The organism is Jannaschia seohaensis, assembly GCF_900116765.1.
GTDB classification, from domain to species: Bacteria; Pseudomonadota; Alphaproteobacteria; order Rhodobacterales; family Rhodobacteraceae; genus Jannaschia; species Jannaschia seohaensis.
The window spans coordinates 18,158-37,404 of the sequence record NZ_UETC01000013.1; the positions used below are offsets into that span (position 1 = coordinate 18,158).

11 protein-coding genes and 1 tRNA gene are annotated in these 19,247 nt (G+C 63.9%); 5 read left to right on the plus strand and 7 right to left on the minus strand.

Features of this window, described 5'->3' with window-relative positions:
* Positions 1 to 5 precede the first annotated feature (5 nt).
* The 7 genes from mdoH to DTQ71_RS18795 form a co-directional block, all read right to left on the minus strand.
* Positions 6 to 1,838: a glucans biosynthesis glucosyltransferase MdoH gene (gene mdoH / locus DTQ71_RS18765; protein ID WP_109565848.1), complete on the minus strand. Its 1,833-nt coding sequence runs from the start codon at positions 1,836 to 1,838 to the stop codon at positions 6 to 8.
* Positions 1,835 to 3,346, minus strand: a complete 1,512-nt coding sequence (locus DTQ71_RS18770; protein ID WP_172500071.1) for an OpgD/OpgG family glucan biosynthesis protein — start codon at positions 3,344 to 3,346, stop codon at positions 1,835 to 1,837. The genes mdoH and DTQ71_RS18770 overlap by 4 nt, the downstream gene beginning before the upstream one ends.
* Positions 3,343 to 4,638, minus strand: coding sequence for an OpgC family protein (locus DTQ71_RS18775; protein WP_109565849.1), 1,296 nt, complete (start codon positions 4,636 to 4,638; stop codon positions 3,343 to 3,345). Before DTQ71_RS18775 ends, DTQ71_RS18770 begins: the two co-directional genes overlap by 4 nt.
* Positions 4,639 to 4,665: 27 nt before the next feature.
* Complete coding sequence (locus DTQ71_RS18780; RefSeq protein WP_109565850.1) at positions 4,666 to 6,027, minus strand: tetratricopeptide repeat protein; 1,362 nt, start codon at positions 6,025 to 6,027, stop codon at positions 4,666 to 4,668.
* 156 nt (positions 6,028 to 6,183) lie between these two features.
* Complete coding sequence (locus tag DTQ71_RS18785; protein ID WP_109565851.1) at positions 6,184 to 7,383, minus strand: CaiB/BaiF CoA transferase family protein; 1,200 nt, start codon at positions 7,381 to 7,383, stop codon at positions 6,184 to 6,186.
* On the minus strand, positions 7,367 to 8,974 hold the full coding sequence (locus DTQ71_RS18790; protein WP_109565852.1) for a thiamine pyrophosphate-binding protein: 1,608 nt from the start codon (positions 8,972 to 8,974) through the stop codon (positions 7,367 to 7,369). Before DTQ71_RS18790 ends, DTQ71_RS18785 begins: the two co-directional genes overlap by 17 nt.
* Positions 8,971 to 10,116 (minus strand): acyl-CoA dehydrogenase family protein, encoded by a 1,146-nt coding sequence (locus DTQ71_RS18795; protein WP_109565853.1) that lies wholly within the window; start codon positions 10,114 to 10,116, stop codon positions 8,971 to 8,973. The genes DTQ71_RS18790 and DTQ71_RS18795 overlap by 4 nt, the downstream gene beginning before the upstream one ends.
* A 91-nt stretch (positions 10,117 to 10,207) precedes the next feature.
* On the opposite strand from DTQ71_RS18795, the gene DTQ71_RS18800 reads away from it, so the two are divergent.
* The 5 genes from DTQ71_RS18800 to DTQ71_RS18820 all read left to right on the plus strand — a co-directional run bounded on the left by DTQ71_RS18800 (position 10,208) and on the right by DTQ71_RS18820 (position 19,225).
* Positions 10,208 to 11,053, plus strand: coding sequence for a LysR family transcriptional regulator (locus tag DTQ71_RS18800; RefSeq protein ID WP_109565854.1), 846 nt, complete (start codon positions 10,208 to 10,210; stop codon positions 11,051 to 11,053).
* Positions 11,054 to 11,553: 500 nt separating this feature from the next.
* Positions 11,554 to 11,643: transfer RNA gene (locus DTQ71_RS18805), tRNA-Ser, on the plus strand.
* 685 nt (positions 11,644 to 12,328) lie between these two features.
* Positions 12,329 to 15,838, plus strand: coding sequence for a helicase-related protein (locus DTQ71_RS18810; RefSeq protein ID WP_109565855.1), 3,510 nt, complete (start codon positions 12,329 to 12,331; stop codon positions 15,836 to 15,838).
* Positions 15,835 to 16,428: a hypothetical protein gene (locus DTQ71_RS23235; protein WP_146204899.1), complete on the plus strand. Its 594-nt coding sequence runs from the start codon at positions 15,835 to 15,837 to the stop codon at positions 16,426 to 16,428. Before DTQ71_RS18810 ends, DTQ71_RS23235 begins: the two co-directional genes overlap by 4 nt.
* Before the next feature lie 10 nt (positions 16,429 to 16,438).
* Positions 16,439 to 19,225 carry a DUF1156 domain-containing protein gene (locus DTQ71_RS18820; RefSeq protein WP_109565857.1) on the plus strand — a complete coding sequence of 929 codons (2,787 nt, stop codon included), beginning with the start codon at positions 16,439 to 16,441 and terminating at the stop codon, positions 19,223 to 19,225.
* The last annotated feature ends 22 nt before the right edge of the window (positions 19,226 to 19,247 follow it).

Genomic DNA, 19,247 nt, shown 5'->3' on the forward strand with positions numbered 1-19,247 from the left:
GGCCCCTACTCTGCCGGGACGCCGCCGGTGAGCGCGTCGCGCAGCTCGGCCCGCCAGCGCAGGGCGCGCGTGGCGACCAGAGGCGCGCGGGTCTCCTGCGGGGTGGCCATCGTCCCGGGCGAGGGCCGGGCCGAGAGACGCGAGAGCGGCACAGCGAAGAGCAGGCTGGCCATCACCGGCAGAAGCCAGGGCGAGACGAAGCCCGTCGCCATCCCGGTCAGCAGCGCCAGGCCCAACCCCGTCTCCACCCCGTGGAAGCGTAGAAGTGTCGCCCAGGGGTGGCGCCCGCCCGTGCGCGATTGCGGCACCCAGTCGAGCGGCCGCCCGGCCAGCGCGGCCAGCACGGCAAGCGTCTGCTGAACCATCAGGATCGGGGCATAGGCGACAGACAGTGCGATCTCCAACAGCATCGACGCGGCGAAGCGCCCGGCGCCGCCCAGCCGGGACAGCGGCATCCCGGAGGCAAGCAGCGCGGCGGAGCCGATCAGCTTGGGCGCCAGCAGCAGCCCGTAGAGGACCAGCATCAGCCAGACATGGTTGATCGGCGACATCTCGGGCCAGTTGGGCAGGGTCGGGTTCTCGGGCGAGAAGTAGTTGATGACGGAGCGTTCCGCATCGACGCCGATCCCGACCCAGAGCAGCAGCAGCAGGAACCAGAGCGGCGAGAGCAGATAGCCGACCGCCCCATGGAACAGGTGAAAGCGGCTGAGCGCGTGGAAGCCGCGCGTGCCGAGCAGGCCGAGATGCTGGAGATTGCCCCGGCACCAGCGTCGGTCCCGTAGGACGTGGTCGATGAGCGAGGGCGGCGTCTCCTCGTAGGAGCCCTGGACCCGCGGCAGGAAGCGGACGGACCAGCCCGCGCGGCGCAGAAGCCCCGCCTCGACGAAATCGTGGCTGAGGATCAGCCGGTCCCCGCCTGGCGCGCTGAGCCGCGGCAGCCCCGCCGAGGACGCGAAGGCGGCGATGCGGATGATCGCGTTATGGCCCCAATAGTTTCCCTCCTGCCCCGTCCAGCGGGCGAGGCCCTCGGCGAGGGCTACGCCATAGATCGCGTTGGCGAATTGCTGGGACCGCGCGAACAGGGTGCGCGCGCCGATCAGTTGCGGGAAGGATTGGATCAGCCCCGCGCCCGGATCGCGTGACAGGGCGTCAGCCAGCGCGACGATCGCCCGGGCCGACATCAGACTGTCGGCGTCGAGCACCAGCATCGCCTCATGCGCCCCGCCCCAGGTCTCGACCCATTGGGCGAGGTTGCCGACCTTGCGGTCGGTGTTCTCCGCGCGGCGGCGATACCAGATCGCCTGCTCCGGCAGGCGGGCGCGGAGGACGTCATAGGCGGCCTCCTCCTGCGCGGCGCGGGTGGGATCGCGGGTGTCTGACAGGATGTAGAGCGAGAAGCGATGGGCCTGGCGGGCGCGGCCCAGCGTCTCCAGCATGGCGGCGGCGTTGCCGAAGACGTCCCAGGGCGCCTCTTCGTAGACCGGGATCAGGAGGGCCACGTCGAGCGGCCGGGGGCGGGCCGTCTCTTCCACGCTCGCGCGTGTCATCGACAGGGCCCCGCCCAGGATCGTGGCGAAGGTCAGCGCGATCCAGAAGAATCCCACCCCGATCAGGGCCGCCAGCACCGCTTCGGCCCAGGAGGTGCCGTCGGTGGCGAACCAGGCGAGACAGGCCCAGAGCAGCACGCCGGTCGCGAGCGCCGCCGGGGTGAAGACGGCGGCCCGCCATGTCAACGCGCGGTAATCCGGCCGCGCGCCCGGGGCCGCCGCGTCCAGAAAGCGGCGGGAGAGGTCCTGGCGCGGATGGGCGAGCGGCGCGGGGGGCGGCACGGTGCTCATGCGGCGGTCCAGCGGTAAAGCCAGACCTCGGTGACCGGCGCGCCCCCGAGCCAGAGCTGCGCCCTGAGTTCCGAGAGCGGCCGAGCGCCCGGGTCGAACTCGAAAGCCAGCCGCGCGCCCCCCGTCTCGGGGTTTCGCTGGAGCACGCCCGGCGACGTGTCGCTGCTGGCGGAGTCGATCGCGCGCGTGATCTCGTCGAGATCGCCCTCAAAGGCCGGGTGGGGCGCGAAGTCGATGGCGGCGAGCCACCGCTCCCCGGTGAAGTTCTTGCCCATATGGGTGTTGAGCACCCGGGCCACGTCGCGCCTGCGGAGCGCGGCCTCGCCCCAGGTCATGCGATAGGTGAACCGCGCCTCCCGCCCGGCAGGCAGCGGGTCGCGCGGGCGCCAATAGGCGACGATGTTGTCGTAGATCTCCCGGTCCGACGGTATCTCGACGAGGCGGACGACGCCGGGGCCCCACTCCTCGCCCGGCTCGATCCAGAGCGAGGGGCGGAGATGGTAATGCGCCTCAAGGTCCGCAAAGTCAGACAGCTTGTCGGCGCGCTGCATCAGGCCGAACCCGCGCGGGCTCTCGTCGACGAAGCTGGAGACCTGGAGCGTCGTGGGATTGGCCAAGGGCCGCCAGAGCATCTCTCCATTGCCGTTCCAGATCAGCAGGCCGTCGCTGTCATGGATCGCCGGGCGGAAGTCGTCGAACCTGGGGCGGTTGGTCTCGTCATAGAGGAACATCGAGGTCAGCGCGGCGATGCCCACATGATCGAGATCGACACGGGGGTAGAGCGTGGCCTCCACATCCATCTCGCAGACCGCGCCGGGCCGGATCACGAAGCGGAAGGCTCCTGCGACAGACGGCCCGTCGAGCAGCGCGTGCAGCGTGATCGTGTCGTCGCCGGGCTGTGGCTCCTCGACCCAGAGGCGGGTGAAGTCGGGGAATTCCTCTCCCTCCGGGTCGCCGGTGCGCAGCGCGATGCCGCGGGCCGACAGCCCATAGGCCTGCGCCGCGCCGATGGCCCGGAAATAGCTGGCGCCCTGGAAGACGCAGAACTCGCGGTGGTTCGTCTCGCCGGGGAAGCGGTGGCGCAGGCGCAGGCCGCTATAGCCCATCGTTTCGTCCAGCGGCAGCTCAGGCGCCTGGTCGGAGGTGGCGAACAAGGCGAAGTCGAAGGCCAGACGGTGCGCGGTGCCGTCCCGGACGACATCGACCTCGACGGCGCGGGGAAAATAGAGACCCGGATGGAAGAGATCCATCTCGAAGGCGAGGTCGTCCTCGGCCCAGACTGCCTTGGAGGTGTCGAACCAGATCTTGCGATACTGGTCATAGGTCAGATCCCGCCAGGCCTGGGGAACCGGGTCGCGCAGCCGGAAGGGCCGAGAGGCCAGATCCTGCGCCATCTCGCGGACCGTGCCCGCGCCGAAGGGCTCGGACGACAGAAATCGCGGCATCGCCGCACGGGCGGGCGCGGTGAGGAACGCGGCGCTGCCCAGCAAAACGGTGCGGCGCTTCATCGCTTGATCCGCCAGGGCTGCGACTTGAACCAGCCCGCGCCGTAGGCACAGCCGATCAAAAGGCCGAAGCCGGTCAGGTTGACCAGCGCCCAGGTCCAGCCGCTCTCGCCGATGACGTCGATCAGCCAGCCATTCACTCGGGCCAGGAACATCGAGAAGACGAAGACCGCGAGGCTCTGTTGCCCCACCTTCATGACGATCCGGACGAAGCCATCCCAGATGGCCGAGGCCAGCCCGCTCCCCGAGGCGATCAGGCGCTTGCCGCCCTCTCCCGCCGCGATCCAGCAGAGATAGCCGAGCGCCAGGAAATGAACGTAGTGGAGCGGGCCGAAATCGGACTTGTCGAACCAGGGCCGATGGGCTTGCCGCCAGTCGAAGACCGGGTTGCAGCGGCCGAAGCCCGTCTCGGCGCAGCCCGTGGCGGCGATGTAGAGATCGCGCACCGGGTCCAGCTGAAACAGACGGAAGCCGGCATTGGACAGAACCGCCGACACGAGCACGATCGCCAGCGCCAGCCCGATCAGCCAGGGCCGGACCGGCGGCGCGGGCAGCCAGCCGCGCATGAAGGCGAAGCCGGTGAAGAACAGAAGCTGCCAGCCGAACGGGTTGAAGAACCAGGTGCGGTCGGACCACGGCTCCGCCGGGAGGGCCAGGTGCAGATGCCCCATGCCGAGCCAGGTCAGAAAGGCGTCCTGCGCGAAGACCCACATGGCCACGACGATCCCGGCCAGCAGCCAGAGCGACACCCGCGCCACCGCGATGTAGAGCGGCATCAAGAGCAGAACGACCATATACATCGGCAGGATGTCGAAATAGTTCGGAACATAGGTCAGCGTGGCGAGCGGGAACAAAAGCGCCGCGCCGTCTTCCCCGAAGAAGCGCCACAGGTTGAGCGTGCCGATATAGATCTTGTCGTGCCAACCGGACGCGTCGAGCGCCGCCAGGAAGGCCGCGATCGCGAAGAACAGGCCGATATGCGCCCAGTAGATCTGCCAGACCCGGTAGCCGACCCGCGCCGTGCCCAACCCCCATCCGGCGGTATCGAAGCTGCGGCCGAAAGCGATGGCCGAGGCCATGCCCGAGCAGAACACGAAGATCTCGGTCGCATCCGAAAAGCCGAAGCGTGCTGGAATCCAGCGGGTCCAGTCGTTCCCGGGAGTGTGGGCCAACAGGATGATGAACATCGCCACGCCGCGAAAGAAGTCGAGACGCGGGTCGCGCGCAGCGACCACCGGAGCCGCGCGGGCGGCAGGGGCAGCGGCATAGGCCGAAGCGGGCGTCGTGGCGGTCATGGGCAAATCCAGATTACCAAACGTAAGTTAGCTGCGCTCCGAAGGGGAGCAAACGGCATTTTCTGCGTCCGCGATAAGTTGCCGCCGCACTGCCGCATAGCGATCTTCATGGCCGCCGCGCCGTCGGGTTCGGTCGGCGAGGATCTCGGCGGCTTCCGCGAGCCGTCCGGCCCGCAGGCCCGCATCGATGGTGATCCGCTCGAACACGTCCCGCTGCGCGTGGCTTCCTCCCGCTTGCTGCATCGCCGGGCGCGCGGCGAGAAGCTGGGAAAAGGCGGCCGAATAGTCGCCGTCGCCGAAGCTCTCCAAGCCCTGCGCGGCCGCGAGACCGGGATTGGCCATGCGGGTCGCGACCTCGTCCCGTGGCCCGGCGGCGTCTTGCGAGAGGCGCGCCAGCAGACGCGCGGCGGCATCGTCGCGGTGGTCCCCCGCCAGGGCGAGCATGTAGTGCAGATCGGCGAAGATCAGACAGCCGTCCTCGGTCCGCCGCTCTGACAGGTCGGCCAGCTCTTCCCAGCGGGCACCGACATCGATCCCCTCCAACTCCAACCGTGACAACAGCGAGGTCGCGTTGGAGATGTCGCGGTAATCGTCCGTCGGCTCGGCCCGGACATGGCTGTCATAGAGCGCCAGCGCCGCCTCGTGGCGCCCGGTTTCCAGCAGCATCAACGCCTTGTGCCACCAGACATGGAAGCGGAAATTGTTGCAATGGGACCAGGCGGCCTCGCGCCCCTCCAGGAAGGCAAGCCCGCCCTCGGCATCTCCGGTCATATCATGGACATGGGCAACGGCATGCAGGCCCCAGGCGTCATCGGGCGCGAGATCGAGCGCCACGCGCCCGGCGCGGCGGGCGGCCTCGTAATCACCCGTCTCCTCAAGCGCAAAGGCGTGACAACCCAGCAGATAGCCGCGCCCGGCATGGTCCGCGCCATGGGCCGGCCGGACCCGCTCGACCGAGCGGCGCATACCCTCCGCATCCCCGATCACAAAACGGAGCGCATGGCTAAGCTTCATCAGGAGGGTGTCGCCCGGCGCATGGGCGAGCACCTCTTCCAGCGCCGCGATCGCCTGGGTGGGCTTGCGGCGCAGCACAGCCTGGAGCGCCGTGGTCAGCGCCCGCTCCCGCCGGTTGCCCTCGGGCAGTGCAATAGCCCGGGACAGAGCCGTCTCGGCCTCGACCATGACCTCGCGGCGGCCTAGCAGCGCGTAGAAGAGGCCCTTGACCGCATGGGCCGCCGCATAGTCCGGCGCGATCTCCAGCAACTTCCCAAGATGGGTCGGGGTCGCGGCGCCATGGGATAGAAAAGCCAGACACATCGCATCCCATTCCGCCACCGCGGCGGGATCCGTCAGCGAGACCGGCTGGTCGAAGACGTCGGTGCGGCTCATCGCGGGCTCCTGCCTGAATCGGTTGTCCCGATCCGGCTTAGCGAGCGCGATGCCACCTCGCTACGGCGCCAGCCCCCGCGTCACGCCCATGTGAGCGGGCGTCAGCGCCGGTGATCGGAAAACAGCCGAAACCCCGAGAAATCGCCGGAGGCGCGCTCAGTCCGCGAAGGGATCGTCCTGTTCCAGCCGGTCCGTGTCGGCGCCGAAGCTGGGCGGTGGACGGCGATAAGTCACCGGCGTCCGCGACAGCTTGAGCGGATTGCCGAGGAGCGGCAGCGTCAGCTCGCCCGTCTTGCCCTGGGCGGTCATATCGAGCGTCATGCCGCGCGCCGCCACCTGATCGGTTTCGAAGACCTGCGGCAGCGTCTTGACCGGGCCGACCGGAACCTTGGCAGCCTCCATCCGCGCGATCACCTCATCGGTGGGAACGGCGCGGAGCGCGGGGATCAGGTGCGCCGCCAAGGCGTCGCGGTTCGCGAGGCGCGCCGGGTTGGTGGCAAAGCGCGAATCCTCCGCCAACTCCGCTAGCCCGAAGAGGGCGACGAAACGGGCGAACTGGCCGTCATTGCCGACCGCGACGATCACATGGCCATCGGCGGTCTCGTAGACGCCATAGGGCACGATGTTGGGGTGGTCGTTGCCGCGCCGGATCGGGGCCTTGCCGCTGAGCCGCGTGTTGACGCCCTCGTTGATGGTCCAGGCGATCTGGCTGTCGACCAGCGCGAGGTCGATATGCTGCCCCTCACCCGTCGCCTCCGCATGTCGCAGCGCGGCCAGGATGCCGACCGTCGCATACATCCCGCACATCACGTCGGCGATCCCCACGCCCACTTTCATCGGCAATCCGTCCGGATCGCCAGTCAGCGACATGATCCCGCCATAGCCCTGCGCCATCAGGTCATAGCCCGGCTTGTCGCGGTTCGGCCCGGTCTGACCGAAGCCGGAGATCGAGCAATAGACCAGCCGCGGATGCGCCGCGAGAAGCGTCGCGTGATCGAGCCCGTATTTCGCCAAGCCGCCCGGCTTGAAGTTCTCGATGACGATATCGGCGAGACCGGCGAGACGGCGGATCTGCTCCTGGCCCTCCGGCGAGGAGAGGTCGATGGCGACCGACAGCTTGTTGCGGTTCGCGGACATAAAATAGGCAGAAAGATCCGTTTCTTCCGCGCCGTCCTTCACGTAAGGCGGACCCCATTGCCTCGTGTCGTCTCCGCCGGAGCGCGGGTTTTCGACCTTCAACACGGTGGCGCCCAGATCGCCCAGCAACTGGGTCGCCGTCGGACCCGCGAGGATGCGGCTCAGGTCGAGGACCTTGACGCCCGCGAGCGGGCCAACGGGATCAGAAGCGTCCGTCATAAGCTTTCCTGTCAAACTCGGCGGCGATCACCGTGAACGTATCGGAGGAGAGCGCCGCTTCAACTTCGGCGCGCAACGTATTGGCATCATGGACGGTTACGCCGTTTCCACCGAAACCTCTGGCGATCGCGGCAAAGTCGACCCCATCGAAATCGACCCCCGCATTCGGGAGTTGCCTCTGCCGCTGCTTCAACTCGATCAGCGACAGGGAGCGGTCGACGAAGACCACGAACACGACAGGCAGGCCAAGCTTCGAGGCCGAGGCCAACTCCCCGGTGACCATCAGAAAGCCCGCATCGCCCATGAACGCGATTACCGGCGTCTCGGGCGCGGCGCGCTTCGCCCCGATGGCGAGCGGCAAGGCGCAGCCCATGGTGCAGAGACCCGTCGATTGCAGCAACTGATGCGGGCCGTCGCATTCCCATATCTGGCTCAGCAGGATGCGATGCGCGCCGCTATCGACCGTGGCGACGGTGCCGGGCGGGCAGGCCTCCCGGCAGGCGGCGACGATGGCGTCGGGCCCCCAATCCTTGACCGCGAATGCGGCACGCAACGCGGCTCGCGCTTCGGATACGTCCCAGACCGGCCGTGGCGCGACCCCGTCACGGATCGCGTCGAGCGTGGTCCCGACAGGCGCGATCACTTCGAGCGTCGCCCCATGCATGCCATGCAGGTTCGAGGCATGGCAGATGTCGATGACGTTCTGCTCCGACGGATCCCAGACCGTTCGCCATCCGGGACGCATCTCGATCGGATCGTAGCCCGCCAGCAGGATCAGGTCCGCCTCTCGGAAGAACGGCAGAAGATGCGTGTCGGCCAGAGGGGAAAGGCCCGCACCACCCAGGCTTAGGCGATGATCTTCAGGCAGAAGCCCCTTGCCCTTGTAGCTCGTGACCAGCGGCACGTCATGCGTTTCGCAGAAGGCCCGGATCGCGTCGGCGGCCCCGTCCCGGACCGCGTCGAGGCCGGCGAGCATGATCGGCCGTTCAGCCTTGGCAAGCCAGGCGCGGGCCGTGGCCAAGGCCTCGGCTCCGATGGCCCCGGCTGCCGCATGCGGGCGCATGATCTCGCTATCGGGCACGATCGCGTCGGCCACCGAAATGGGCACGTCGATATGGACGGGACCAGCCCGCCCCCCTGCCCCGCCGGTGGCGATCCGCACCGCCTTGTCGACCTGAACCGCCGCCGCGCCGGGCGTCAACGTGAACGTGGCCTTGGTGATCGGCGCAAAAACGCCCCGCTGGTCGAGCAGCTGGTGATTGTATGTCTCCGCGTCGTCGGGATCGATGCAGCCGGTCAGAACGATGACGGGCACGCGGTCCTGCTCGGCATTGGCGACGAAGTTCACCGCGTTCATAGCGCCGGGCCCGACAGTTGCCACCAGGATCGCGGGGGCGCCGTCCATGTGATGCCCGCCCTCAGCCATGAAGCCTGCGGCGGTCTCATGATGACCGAGAACGAATTCGATCCCCGCCGCCTCAAGCGCATGGACCAGGGTCAGCACCTCGCCGCCCGGCATCCCATAAGCACGGCGGCAGCCCGCGGCATAGAGCCTGCGGGCGAGAACATCGGCAGCACGCAACTTTGTCATTCCGCCGCCATATCAGCCCCTTTCGGGGCGTCAACGACCTGCCGCCGCTGCGGCAGCTTTCTTCCGAGAACATGCGCGGCGATCTGGTTGCGCAAGACCTGCGCCGTGCCGCCGCCGATGGTGAACATGCGCACGTCGCGATACATGCGCTCCAACGGCTCCTCTCCGCCATATCCGCGGGCGCCGAACATCTGAAGCGCCCGGTCCACGACCCGCACGGCCGTCTCGGAGGCCATCAACTTGGCCCGCGCGGCCTTAGTCCGGTCCGGGAACGGGTCCGCCGAAGCCGCCGCGTCGTGCAGCAAAAGCCGTGCCGCCATGAGCTCGGTGTCCATGTCGGCAAGCATCCATTGCAGCCCCTGGAACTCGGAGAGCGGCCGGTCGAACTGTTCGCGCCGGTCGAGATAGTCCCGCGCCCGGTCGGCGGCCTCGGCGGCCACGCCGAGCGCGATGGTGCCGGCGCCGACGCGCTGCGTGTTATAGGCGTCGATCAGCGCACCGAAGGAGGCGTTCGGGATCATCATCTCGTCCGGCACGAAATGGTTCTCGAAGCGCAGCTCCGCCTCGGGCATCCCGCAGAGGCCCATCGTCCGCTCCAGCCGCGCGACCTTGAGGCCCTCTCCCGGGAGGGTCAGAAACCCGCGGATCCCATCCTTGGTCTGCGCGAAGACGAGATGGAGCTTGGACACGCCGCCGCCGGTGATCCAGTGCTTGATCCCGTCCAGCCGCCAGCCGCCCGGGACCGGCGTGGCCCGTGTCGTCATCGCCGTCGCATCCGAGCCAGCGCCCGGCTCGGTGATGCAGATGGCCGGCTTGTCCCCCGCCAGAACAAGCTCGGCGGCCAGGGCCTTCTGCGCCTCGGTCCCGTAGGTCATGACGGCGCTGAGCGCGCCCATATTTCCCTCCACGACGATCCGCCCGGTCAGGGTGCAAGCCCCTGCAATCGCCTCGACGACCGGCACGATCTCCTTGAGCGAAAGACCCGGCCCGCCATAGGCCGCCGGAATCGACATGCCCATCAGCCCCGCCTCGGCCAGGTCGGCGACGTTCTCGTGGCAATACCGGCGATCCCGATCCCAGGTCGCGGCACGCTCACGGAACCGTGGCACGAGATCGCGGGCACGGGTCAGGTGGTCGGTCATAAAAGCCTCCTCGGTCTTGCGCGAAATGTGACGGAAGGGTTAGTCAACAGCAACCGAATTAGAATTGACTATAAATTCAATCGAACTGAACATGCAGAACCGCGACCTCCGCACCCTCCGTGAGATTGCCCGGCTCGGCTCTTTCCGGGAGGCGGCCGAGCGCCTCAACATGACGCTCTCGGCCGTGTCGATGCAGATGAAGGCGCTCGAAGCCCAGCTCGACGGCGCATTGTTCGATCGCTCCACCCGGCCTCCGCGCCTGACACCCTTGGGGCGCCGCGTGGCCGAGGCCGCCGATGAGGTTCTTGCCGCCGAGGATCGCCTGCGGGCTCTGGCGGGCCCCGAAGCGCCCCTGGCCGGCCGCTTCCGGCTTGGTCTGGTGGCGAGCGCGAGCGCGCGGCTTCTGCCGGACTTCCTTCAGTCCGTGGCGCGGGATCTGCCGCATACCCGCTTCGATCTCCGCACCGGGCTCTCGGAACAGCTGGAGGGGCTGGTGGCAGAGGGCGCGCTCGACGCGGCCGTGGTGACGGCGACGGGTGTCGCGCTCGGAGGCGGGCGCCATACGCTGCTCGCACGGGATCGGCTTATCCTTGCCGTACCGCCCGGGGAAGCCCCCCTGCCCTTTCTCCACTTCGCGCCGACGACAGGAATCGGCCGCGTCATCGCCGCGGAACTCGCCCATCGCCCCGATTTGCGCGACGCGCCCCGGATCGTTCTGGATCATGTCGAGACCATCGTCGCCTGTCTCGACGCGGGTGTGGGGCGAACGGTCCTGCCCGAGATCGATCTGGCGCGCGCGCGGCAGCCCTTCGACGCGACAGCCCTGGACGCGATGCGGTCCCTGGTCCTCGTGACCCGGATCGGGACGCCCCTGGACGCCTATGCCGAGCGGCTTGCCGCGCTGCTCGGTGTGCGCAGCGCCATCTCCGCGACATAGGGGGTAGGCGCAGCGATGGCGGGACGGCAGATAGTGGTGCGGTCCCGTCCGCAGTCTTGAACAGATGGAGGCACATCGCCGCTTCGATCCTCCCCGTCGTCGCGTGCGGAAAGATGCGTAAGGCGATATTGGCGCTAGCGAGACCGAGGCCCCGGCAGCCACGCATTTTGATGGCCCGCTCCACGGCTCCCGCCATCGTCACGGCCGCCAGCCCCCTGCCTCCGGCCTCGAGCCGCATATCCGTTCCGAGCCTGTCGACGCTCTTCTCGCCCGGCCGCGCCCCATCGTCCCTTGGCGCAAGACCCGAGACCTCCTGCGCGTTCGCGAGGGCCAGGGCGAAAGGCAGGAAAAAGACACACCTTCTGAGCCTGAGCGCAGTCTATTCCCTATCTACTCGGGCCCAATATCTCCCCGCCCGGACTGCATCCACCCGCCGGCGCGCACATTCCCGCCATCTGCCCCCTTGCGCCCCACCCGGCCAATCGCATAGACCCGCCCGCGGACAGGTGGCCGAGTGGTCGAAGGCGCGCGCCTGGAAAGTGCGTAGGCGGGAGACCGTCTCGAGGGTTCGAATCCCTTCCTGTCCGCCACCATCATCTCTTAAGTATCCGGATATACAGGGAGAAATTGTATCTTTATCAGATTCCTCCCCCGGCACATCCCCCACCTTGACGGTGCAAGGACCGACGGGCCTTCGTGCGCTCGGGGTAACCCCACGAGCGCTGTGCGGCCGGGACCTTCACCGGACATATTTTTGGGCCGGTGACGAGAGCTAGATTGAAGCCAAGGCTCCCCTGCACCGGGGACGCGCAGTCGGCAGCCCAGATGATCAGCGTCGCCGGCGACCGGGTGGGGGCACTGGGAGTCGACCTTAGGGTCGTATCCGATAGAAGGAGGGGAAAGCCGGGCGCATCGCACAGCCGAAGGGGTACGCAAGGACTACACGAGTAGCAACTTGCCACGATCCAGTGCTCGGTGTTCTCTGACGTGTGGTTGGCGACAGCCAACGTGCCCGACAGAACAGACTCAGAAGGAAAAAAACTTGTTCCGAAGTATGAGGTTGCGGCAAGCGCCCGACTCACGAAGATCTGGGGCATATTTTCGCCCTCTGCGCGACCTCAAAGGTCTGAGACTATACTGAAAGCAATGTAGCTTTAGATCATCCGACCGGGACGCATGGGAGGCGGCCCATTGGAGAAATCAGACAGACCCTGCGCCCTTCTGCTCTCGAGTAGTTCGAACGCCGCCGGCAAGACAAGTAATTGATGTGGAGCCATGACCAGACTGGAAGACATCAGGAATGGGGCCTCAGTCGCGGGGCTCGTTCCGAACCAAACGGTCGAAGCGATCTCTGTGGAATGGATTGGAGATCAGGCGATCAATGTCGTGTACCGGGCATCGAACGGCTCTGTCGCGGAAACGACGCTCTACCGCGACGACGAGCACCGGCTCGGTATTGAAAGCCGTGGACGGAAATGGTCGTTCGACGCTGATGGTGCTCTGCTCCGCTTGGTGACCGAGGCAAACCGCATCAAGCTCGCTCATTTCTTCGACCCCTATTTGGCAATTCACACCAGCCTCGTGGATCCATTGCCGCACCAAATATCGGCAGTGTACGGCGAAATGATCCCGCGTCAGCCTCTCAGGTTCCTGCTCGCGGACGATCCCGGCGCGGGAAAAACGATCATGGCAGGCCTTTTGATCAAGGAATTGATCGCCCGCAGTGATCTCGAGCGCTGTCTCGTGGTGGCACCGGGCAGTCTTGTTGAGCAATGGCAAGATGAACTTGGCGAGAAGTTCGGACTGGAGTTCGACATCCTGACCCGGGACATGATCGAGAGCTCGAGATCAGGGAACCCGTTCAACGACAACAACCGCCTTATCGCACGCCTCGACGTGCTGTCGCGTAACGATGAGCTGCAGGAGAAGCTGACGGCGTCTACCGAGTGGGATCTGATAATCGCCGACGAGGCCCACCGCATGTCGGCGACCTATTTCGGCAACGAGGTCAAGTATACCAAGCGCTACCAGCTCGGTCAGCTGCTGAGCCGAGCTTGCCGGCACTTCCTGCTGATGTCGGCAACGCCGCACAACGGCAAAGAAAAAGACTTCCAACTGTTCATGGCCCTCCTGGACGGAGACCGCTTCGAGGGTCGCTTCCGTGACGGCGTGCATGTCGCTGACGTCGAGGACATGATGCGGCGCCTGACGAAGGAGGAGCTTCTCCGCTTCGACGGCCGGCCGCTATTTCCCGAGCGGCGCGCCTATACCGTTAAGTACGAACTATCCCCTCAGGAGGCCGAACTCTACACGGCTGTCACCGAATATGTGCGGAACGAAATGAACCGCGTGCAGCGCTTCGCCGAGGACGATGGCAAGAAACGGAACAATGTGGGCTTTGCGCTGCAGATCTTGCAGCGCCGTCTCGCATCCAGCCCGGCAGCCATCTACCAGTCCCTGAAGCGGCGTCGCGAGCGGCTGGAGAATGAGCTCTCCGAGGCGAAGCTCGCCACAAGAAGCACCCCATCGTCCTTGAGCAAAACGTCTATCAGCGACGAGATGCTCAGAAACCTCGATGAGTACGGCCAGGATGAAATCGATGATCTTGAGGAACTGATCTCCACCGGGGCCACCACGGCAGAAACCGTGGAGCAACTGGAACTGGAAGTTCAGACACTCAGGGGACTTGAGAGCAAGGCGCTTGAAGTCCTTCGCTCAGGCAAGGACACGAAATGGCAGCAGCTCGATCGGATTCTCGATGACGATTTGATGCTCGATCCGGACGGCTATCGACGCAAGCTGATCATCTTCACGGAGCCCAAAGACACTCTCGAATACCTACGTGAAAAGGTCGTTGCACGGCTCGGAAGGCCCGATGCAGTGGACGTCATCCACGGTGGCGTATCCCGTGAAGAGAGGCGGAAGGTCGTAGAGCGGTTTATGCAGGATCGCGATCTCCTGGTGTTGATCGCAAACGATGCGGCCGGCGAAGGCGTGAACCTTCAGCGCGGCCATCTCATGGTCAACTATGATCTGCCGTGGAATCCCAACAAGATCGAACAACGGTTTGGACGCATCCACCGGATCGGACAGACAGAAGTCTGCCATCTGTGGAATCTGGTGGCGAAGGAAACTCGCGAAGGGGAAGTCTACGCGCGGCTTTTGGAAAAGCTAGAGGCCGCCCGCGAAGCTCTCGGCGGGCGCGTGTATGATGTTCTCGGGGAACTCTTCGAAGAGCGGGCGCTAAGGGACCTTCTCTTCGAGGCAATTCAGTATGGCGAGCAGGACGAGGTGAAGGCGCGCCTCTTCCAGACAGTGGATGGCGCGGTCGACCAAAGCCACCTCCTCCACCTTTTGCAGAAGCGGCAGCTCACCAGCGACACCATGCCGGAGGCGCGGGTTCAGGAGTTGCGGCTCGAGATGGAGCGAGCCGAAGCTCAGCGCCTGCAGCCCCATCACATCCAGAGCTTCTTCGTCGAGGCATTCAAGCGGCTCGGCGGCCAGATCAAGCGCCGGGAAGAAGGACGGTGGGAAATCACCCATGTTCCGCTCAGCGTGCGGGAGCGTGACCGCCAAATCGGCTCCGGTGCGCCACTTCAGAAGAAGTACGAGCGCATCTGCTTCGAAAAGGGCAAGATCAACCAGCAGCCTGTCGCGGCCTTCGTCTACCCCGGGCACCCACTGCTCGAGGCTGTCATTAGCCTTGTGCGCGAGCAGAACGACCACCTGATGAAACAAGGGGCTGTCCTGGTCGATGACACCGACGACGGCACCGACGTTTCCGCCCTGTTCCTGCTCGAACACAGCGTGCAAGACGGCCGCCCGACCAGCTCCGGCAACGCCAACGTGATTTCGCAGAAGCTGCAGTTCGCCGCGATCGACGAGGCAGGCAACGTGACCAACGCCGGGATCGCGCCCCACCTCAACCTTCGTCCGGCAACACCGGAGGAAATCGGCGGTGTCGAGGATCTACTGAACGCCGACTGGCTGCGGGGCGACCTCGAGAAGAAGGTCGTTCAGTTCGCCACTGTCGAACTCGCCCAAGGTCACGTTGCGGAAGTGCGCGGGCGCCGACTGCCCGAGATCGACAAGGTCGAGCAGGAGGTGAAGGCCCGCCTCAAGAAAGAGATCAACTACTGGGACTCGCGCGCGTTCGAACTGAAGGAACAAGAAAAGGCCGGCAAGAAGACCCGCCTCAACTGGCAGAACGCGCAGCGTCGCGCGGAAGATCTGGCGGAGCGCCTCAAGCGTCGCCTGGAGCTGATCGACCAGGAGCGGTTCATCTCGGCCCAGCCTCCCCGCGTGCGCGGCGGGATGGTCGTAGTGCCTCGCGGCCTCCTGCGCGAGCGCATGCCGGCCGAGATGGCCGATGCCGGGTCGGGTTTCTCGGAGGATCCGGTCGCCCGCCGCGAGATCGAGCTGAAGGCGATGGAGGCAGTCATGGCCGTCGAGCGCGAACTCGGGAACCGGCCGGAGGACGTGTCGGCCCAGAAGGTCGGCTACGACATCGCGTCCTACGATCCGAACGTCGACCACATGCGCTTCATCGAGGTGAAGGGCCGGATCGACGGCGCGGACACAGTGATGATCACCCGACAGGAGGTCATCACCTCGCTCCACGAGCCCGAAAAGTTCATCCTCGCCTTCGTCCAGGTCGGCGCAGGCTATGTGCACGCGCCCCGCTATCTCCGCGGCGCGCTAGACACTCGGGAGCCGCCGTTCGAGCAGAACGCCATTCAATTCAACATCAATCGCCTTTTGGAGCGAGCTGGAGCGCCCAATTGAACAAGAAAGATATCAAAAAGGCTGCGCAGGACTTTGTGAAGAATGTTGACGAAATAGTAGCGTTTGTTGGGCGTTGCAAAGCAGCAAGCGAGCTTTCAGATCAAGACGAGTCGTGGGCGTACGACCTTGCAATCATTCGTGTGTACAGAGAATTCGAAGATCTGATGCTGAGCTGTCTGATAACGCTAATAAACCGAGACTCATCTACGTTTTCTGCTCACAAAGACCGCGATTTTCCAAAGCACATGAGCGTTGCAGTATGCGAGTATCTGATCTGTGGCGATGGTTACTTTGATTTTTCTGGGCGGTCAGGCTTGATCAGAACCATCAAGAAGGTCGTTCCCGACGGAAACTGGTTCTTGAACATTGTTCGCGATGCCACCTACACCGACGCTCTCGATAAGCTGAGCGCGCTTAGAAACTTCGCCGCGCATGACAGTGCCGTCTCCAAGAAACGGGCGCTCGAATCCATCGACCAGGAGCGCATGTCGTCCAGTGGCGCATGGCTCAAGAAACAGAACCGCCTCGATACGATCTGCGCCAGTTTGAAGACTATGGCTCAGCAGATCGAAGCGGCGGCGCCCTACTGAAAGAATTTCCATGACCACCACCTACAAGAAGAAACTCATCGAAGTCGCTATTCCGCTGGAAGCCATCAACACGGCATCCATGAAGGAGAAGACTAACCCATTTTTAAAGGGACACCCACGAGCGCTACATCAGTGGTGGGCAAGGCGACCATTGCCGGCATGCCGCGCCATCTTGTTTGCGCAGCTTGTCGATGATCCGTCCAACTTCCCGGATGCTTTTCCAACTGAAAGCGAAGTTCTTCGGGAAAGGCAGCGGCTCTTTGCTATAATCGAAGACCTGATCGAATGGAACAACTCTTCAAATGCATCCGTTCTAAAACGAGCGGCGGATGAGATAGAGAAGTCGACAAACGGGGAATTGCCCACAGTATTAGATCCATTTTCCGGTGGTGGTGCTATTCCGTTTGAGGCTCAACGCCTCGGGCTCAAAACGGTCGCTAGCGACCTTAATCCTGTTGCCGCACTAATCTCAACAGCAATGATTGATTTTCCAGCTCGGTTCTCTGGAAGGCCACCTGTACATGGCGGTGCTCGCGAGAAGCACAGCTACGAGCAAGCCGAGGGACTTTCTGAGGATATTAGATACTACGGAAAAGTCTTGAGGGACTTGGCCGAAGAAAAAATTGGAAAATGCTATCCGACTATTTCAATTAAGGGGAGTGGCGAGATGAGGGTGGCGGCGTGGCTTTGGAGCCGCACTGTCCCCTCGCCCGACCCAGCATTTGGGGGAGCTCCCGTTCCTATCGCGGCAACCTTTGTTCTCTCCAAAAAGAAAGGGGCGGAGGCATTCATTGAGCCCGTGGTGGATAAGTCATCGGGTAAAGTGGATTTTTTGGTGCGCTACTCCGGTGATAAGGACCTCCTTAACACGGCGGCGCAAGGAACCAAGAAAGGGAGGGGAGCCAACTTTGTCTGCCTACTTTCAAATTCACCGATTACTCCGGACTATGTGAAGAAGTGTGGGCAGCGAGGTGAAATTGGCACTAAATTAATGTGCATAGTTGCCGAAGGTAATAGAAAAAGAATATACGCATCACCAACGCTTGAGCACGAGCACATTGCAACGCACTTGGCGCACCCCGATATAAATGAAATCACACTTCCTCAGCACTCACAGTATATAGGTGTACTGGGGTATGGCATGAGTACATTCTCTGACCTATTTTCTCCGCGCCAGGCGATGTGCCTGAAAGAACTTATAGATTTACTTCCTCAGGTAAGAGGCATAGTCGAGAAAGATATTAATATTTCCAGCCAGAGCGCGGAAGAGTCCTTCAGTGATGACGAAAAGAGAGAATATATTCGAGCCATCAACCTTTACTTGGGTTTTGCCATAGATAAGCTTGCAGATTTTATGAATGCGCATTGTGGGTGGAATGCTGCGAATGAAAACATATCACATATGTTCGGACGTCACGTCATACCAATGGTTTGGGATTATGTGGAGGGAAATCCCTTCGGCGGTATGATTGGAATTGACAGCATCTGCCGAAGCGTTTCTGGCGGCCTTGCCAATGCTGGGCTGGGCTTGGTCGGAGACGTCCAGCAGACTTCCGCTCAGACTGTATCCGTTGAAGAAAAGTGTGTCGTAGTGTCTACTGACCCACCGTACTATGATAATATTCCATACGCGGATATTTCTGATTTTTTTTATGGCCTGCTTAGGAAATCGCAAAAATTTGTATTTCCAGAGATCATCTCGACACTTAGTGCACCCAAGTCTGAAGAGCTTGTAGCGGATAGAGTAAGATATGGAGGAGCGGAGGCGGCAGAGTCGTTTTTCTTGGACGGCATGACCCAAGCCATGGTGAACTTACAGAGACAAGCGTCAGATGGTTTCCCAATCACAATTTATTACGCATTTAAGCAGAGCGAAATTGAGACAGAAGGCGTGGCATCGACTGGCTGGGCTACGTTCCTTCAGGCAGTCTTTGATGCGGACTTATCAGTGGTTGGGACGTGGCCAATCCGCACCGAAAACTCAGTGCGCCGTCGCGCGTCTAAGAGTAACGCATTGGCAAATTCCGTTGTCTTGGTCTGTCGAAGAAAAGTCCTTTCCGCAGACAAGATCACACGCGCCGAGTTTATCCGCGCCCTGAAACGCGAACTCCCCCCGGCCATCGCCGAGCTTCAGGCCGCCAACGTCTCCCCAGCGGACATGCCGCAATCGGCCATCGGCCCCGGCATGGGTGTCTTCTCACGCTACAGGGCGGTGCTGGAGGCCGACGACAGCCCGATGACGGTCAAGACGGCGCTGCAGCTGATCAATGCCGAGCTGGACGAGTTCCTGAACGACCTGCATGGCGAGTTCGACGCCGACACCCGCTTTGCCGCAACCTGGTTCGAGCAGCACGGCACCGACAAGGGCGACTACGGCGCGGCCGACAACCTCGCCCGCGCGCGCGGCATCTCGGTCGAGAGCGTGAAGCATGCCGGGATCGTCGACAGTTCCGCCGGCAAGGTCCGCATCCTCAAGCGCGCCGAGCTGGACCCGGACTGGGACCCGGCCGATGACGATCACCTGACGATCTGGGAATGCTGCCAGCACCTGATCCGCGTGCTGGAGAACGACGGCGAATACGCCGCGGCCCTGCTGCTCAAGAAGCTGGGCCCGGACCGCGCCGAGATGGTCAAGGACCTCGCCTACTACCTCTACGACGTCTGCTCGAACAAGCGGCAGGACGCGAAGGAGGCGACCTCCTACAACGGGCTGATCGCGGTGTGGACGGACCTGACGCGCCTCGCCGCGACGATCCGGATCGAAGATGTGAACCGCCAGACGGCGATGGATATTTGAGGGCAGTTTTTAGATGGCAAAG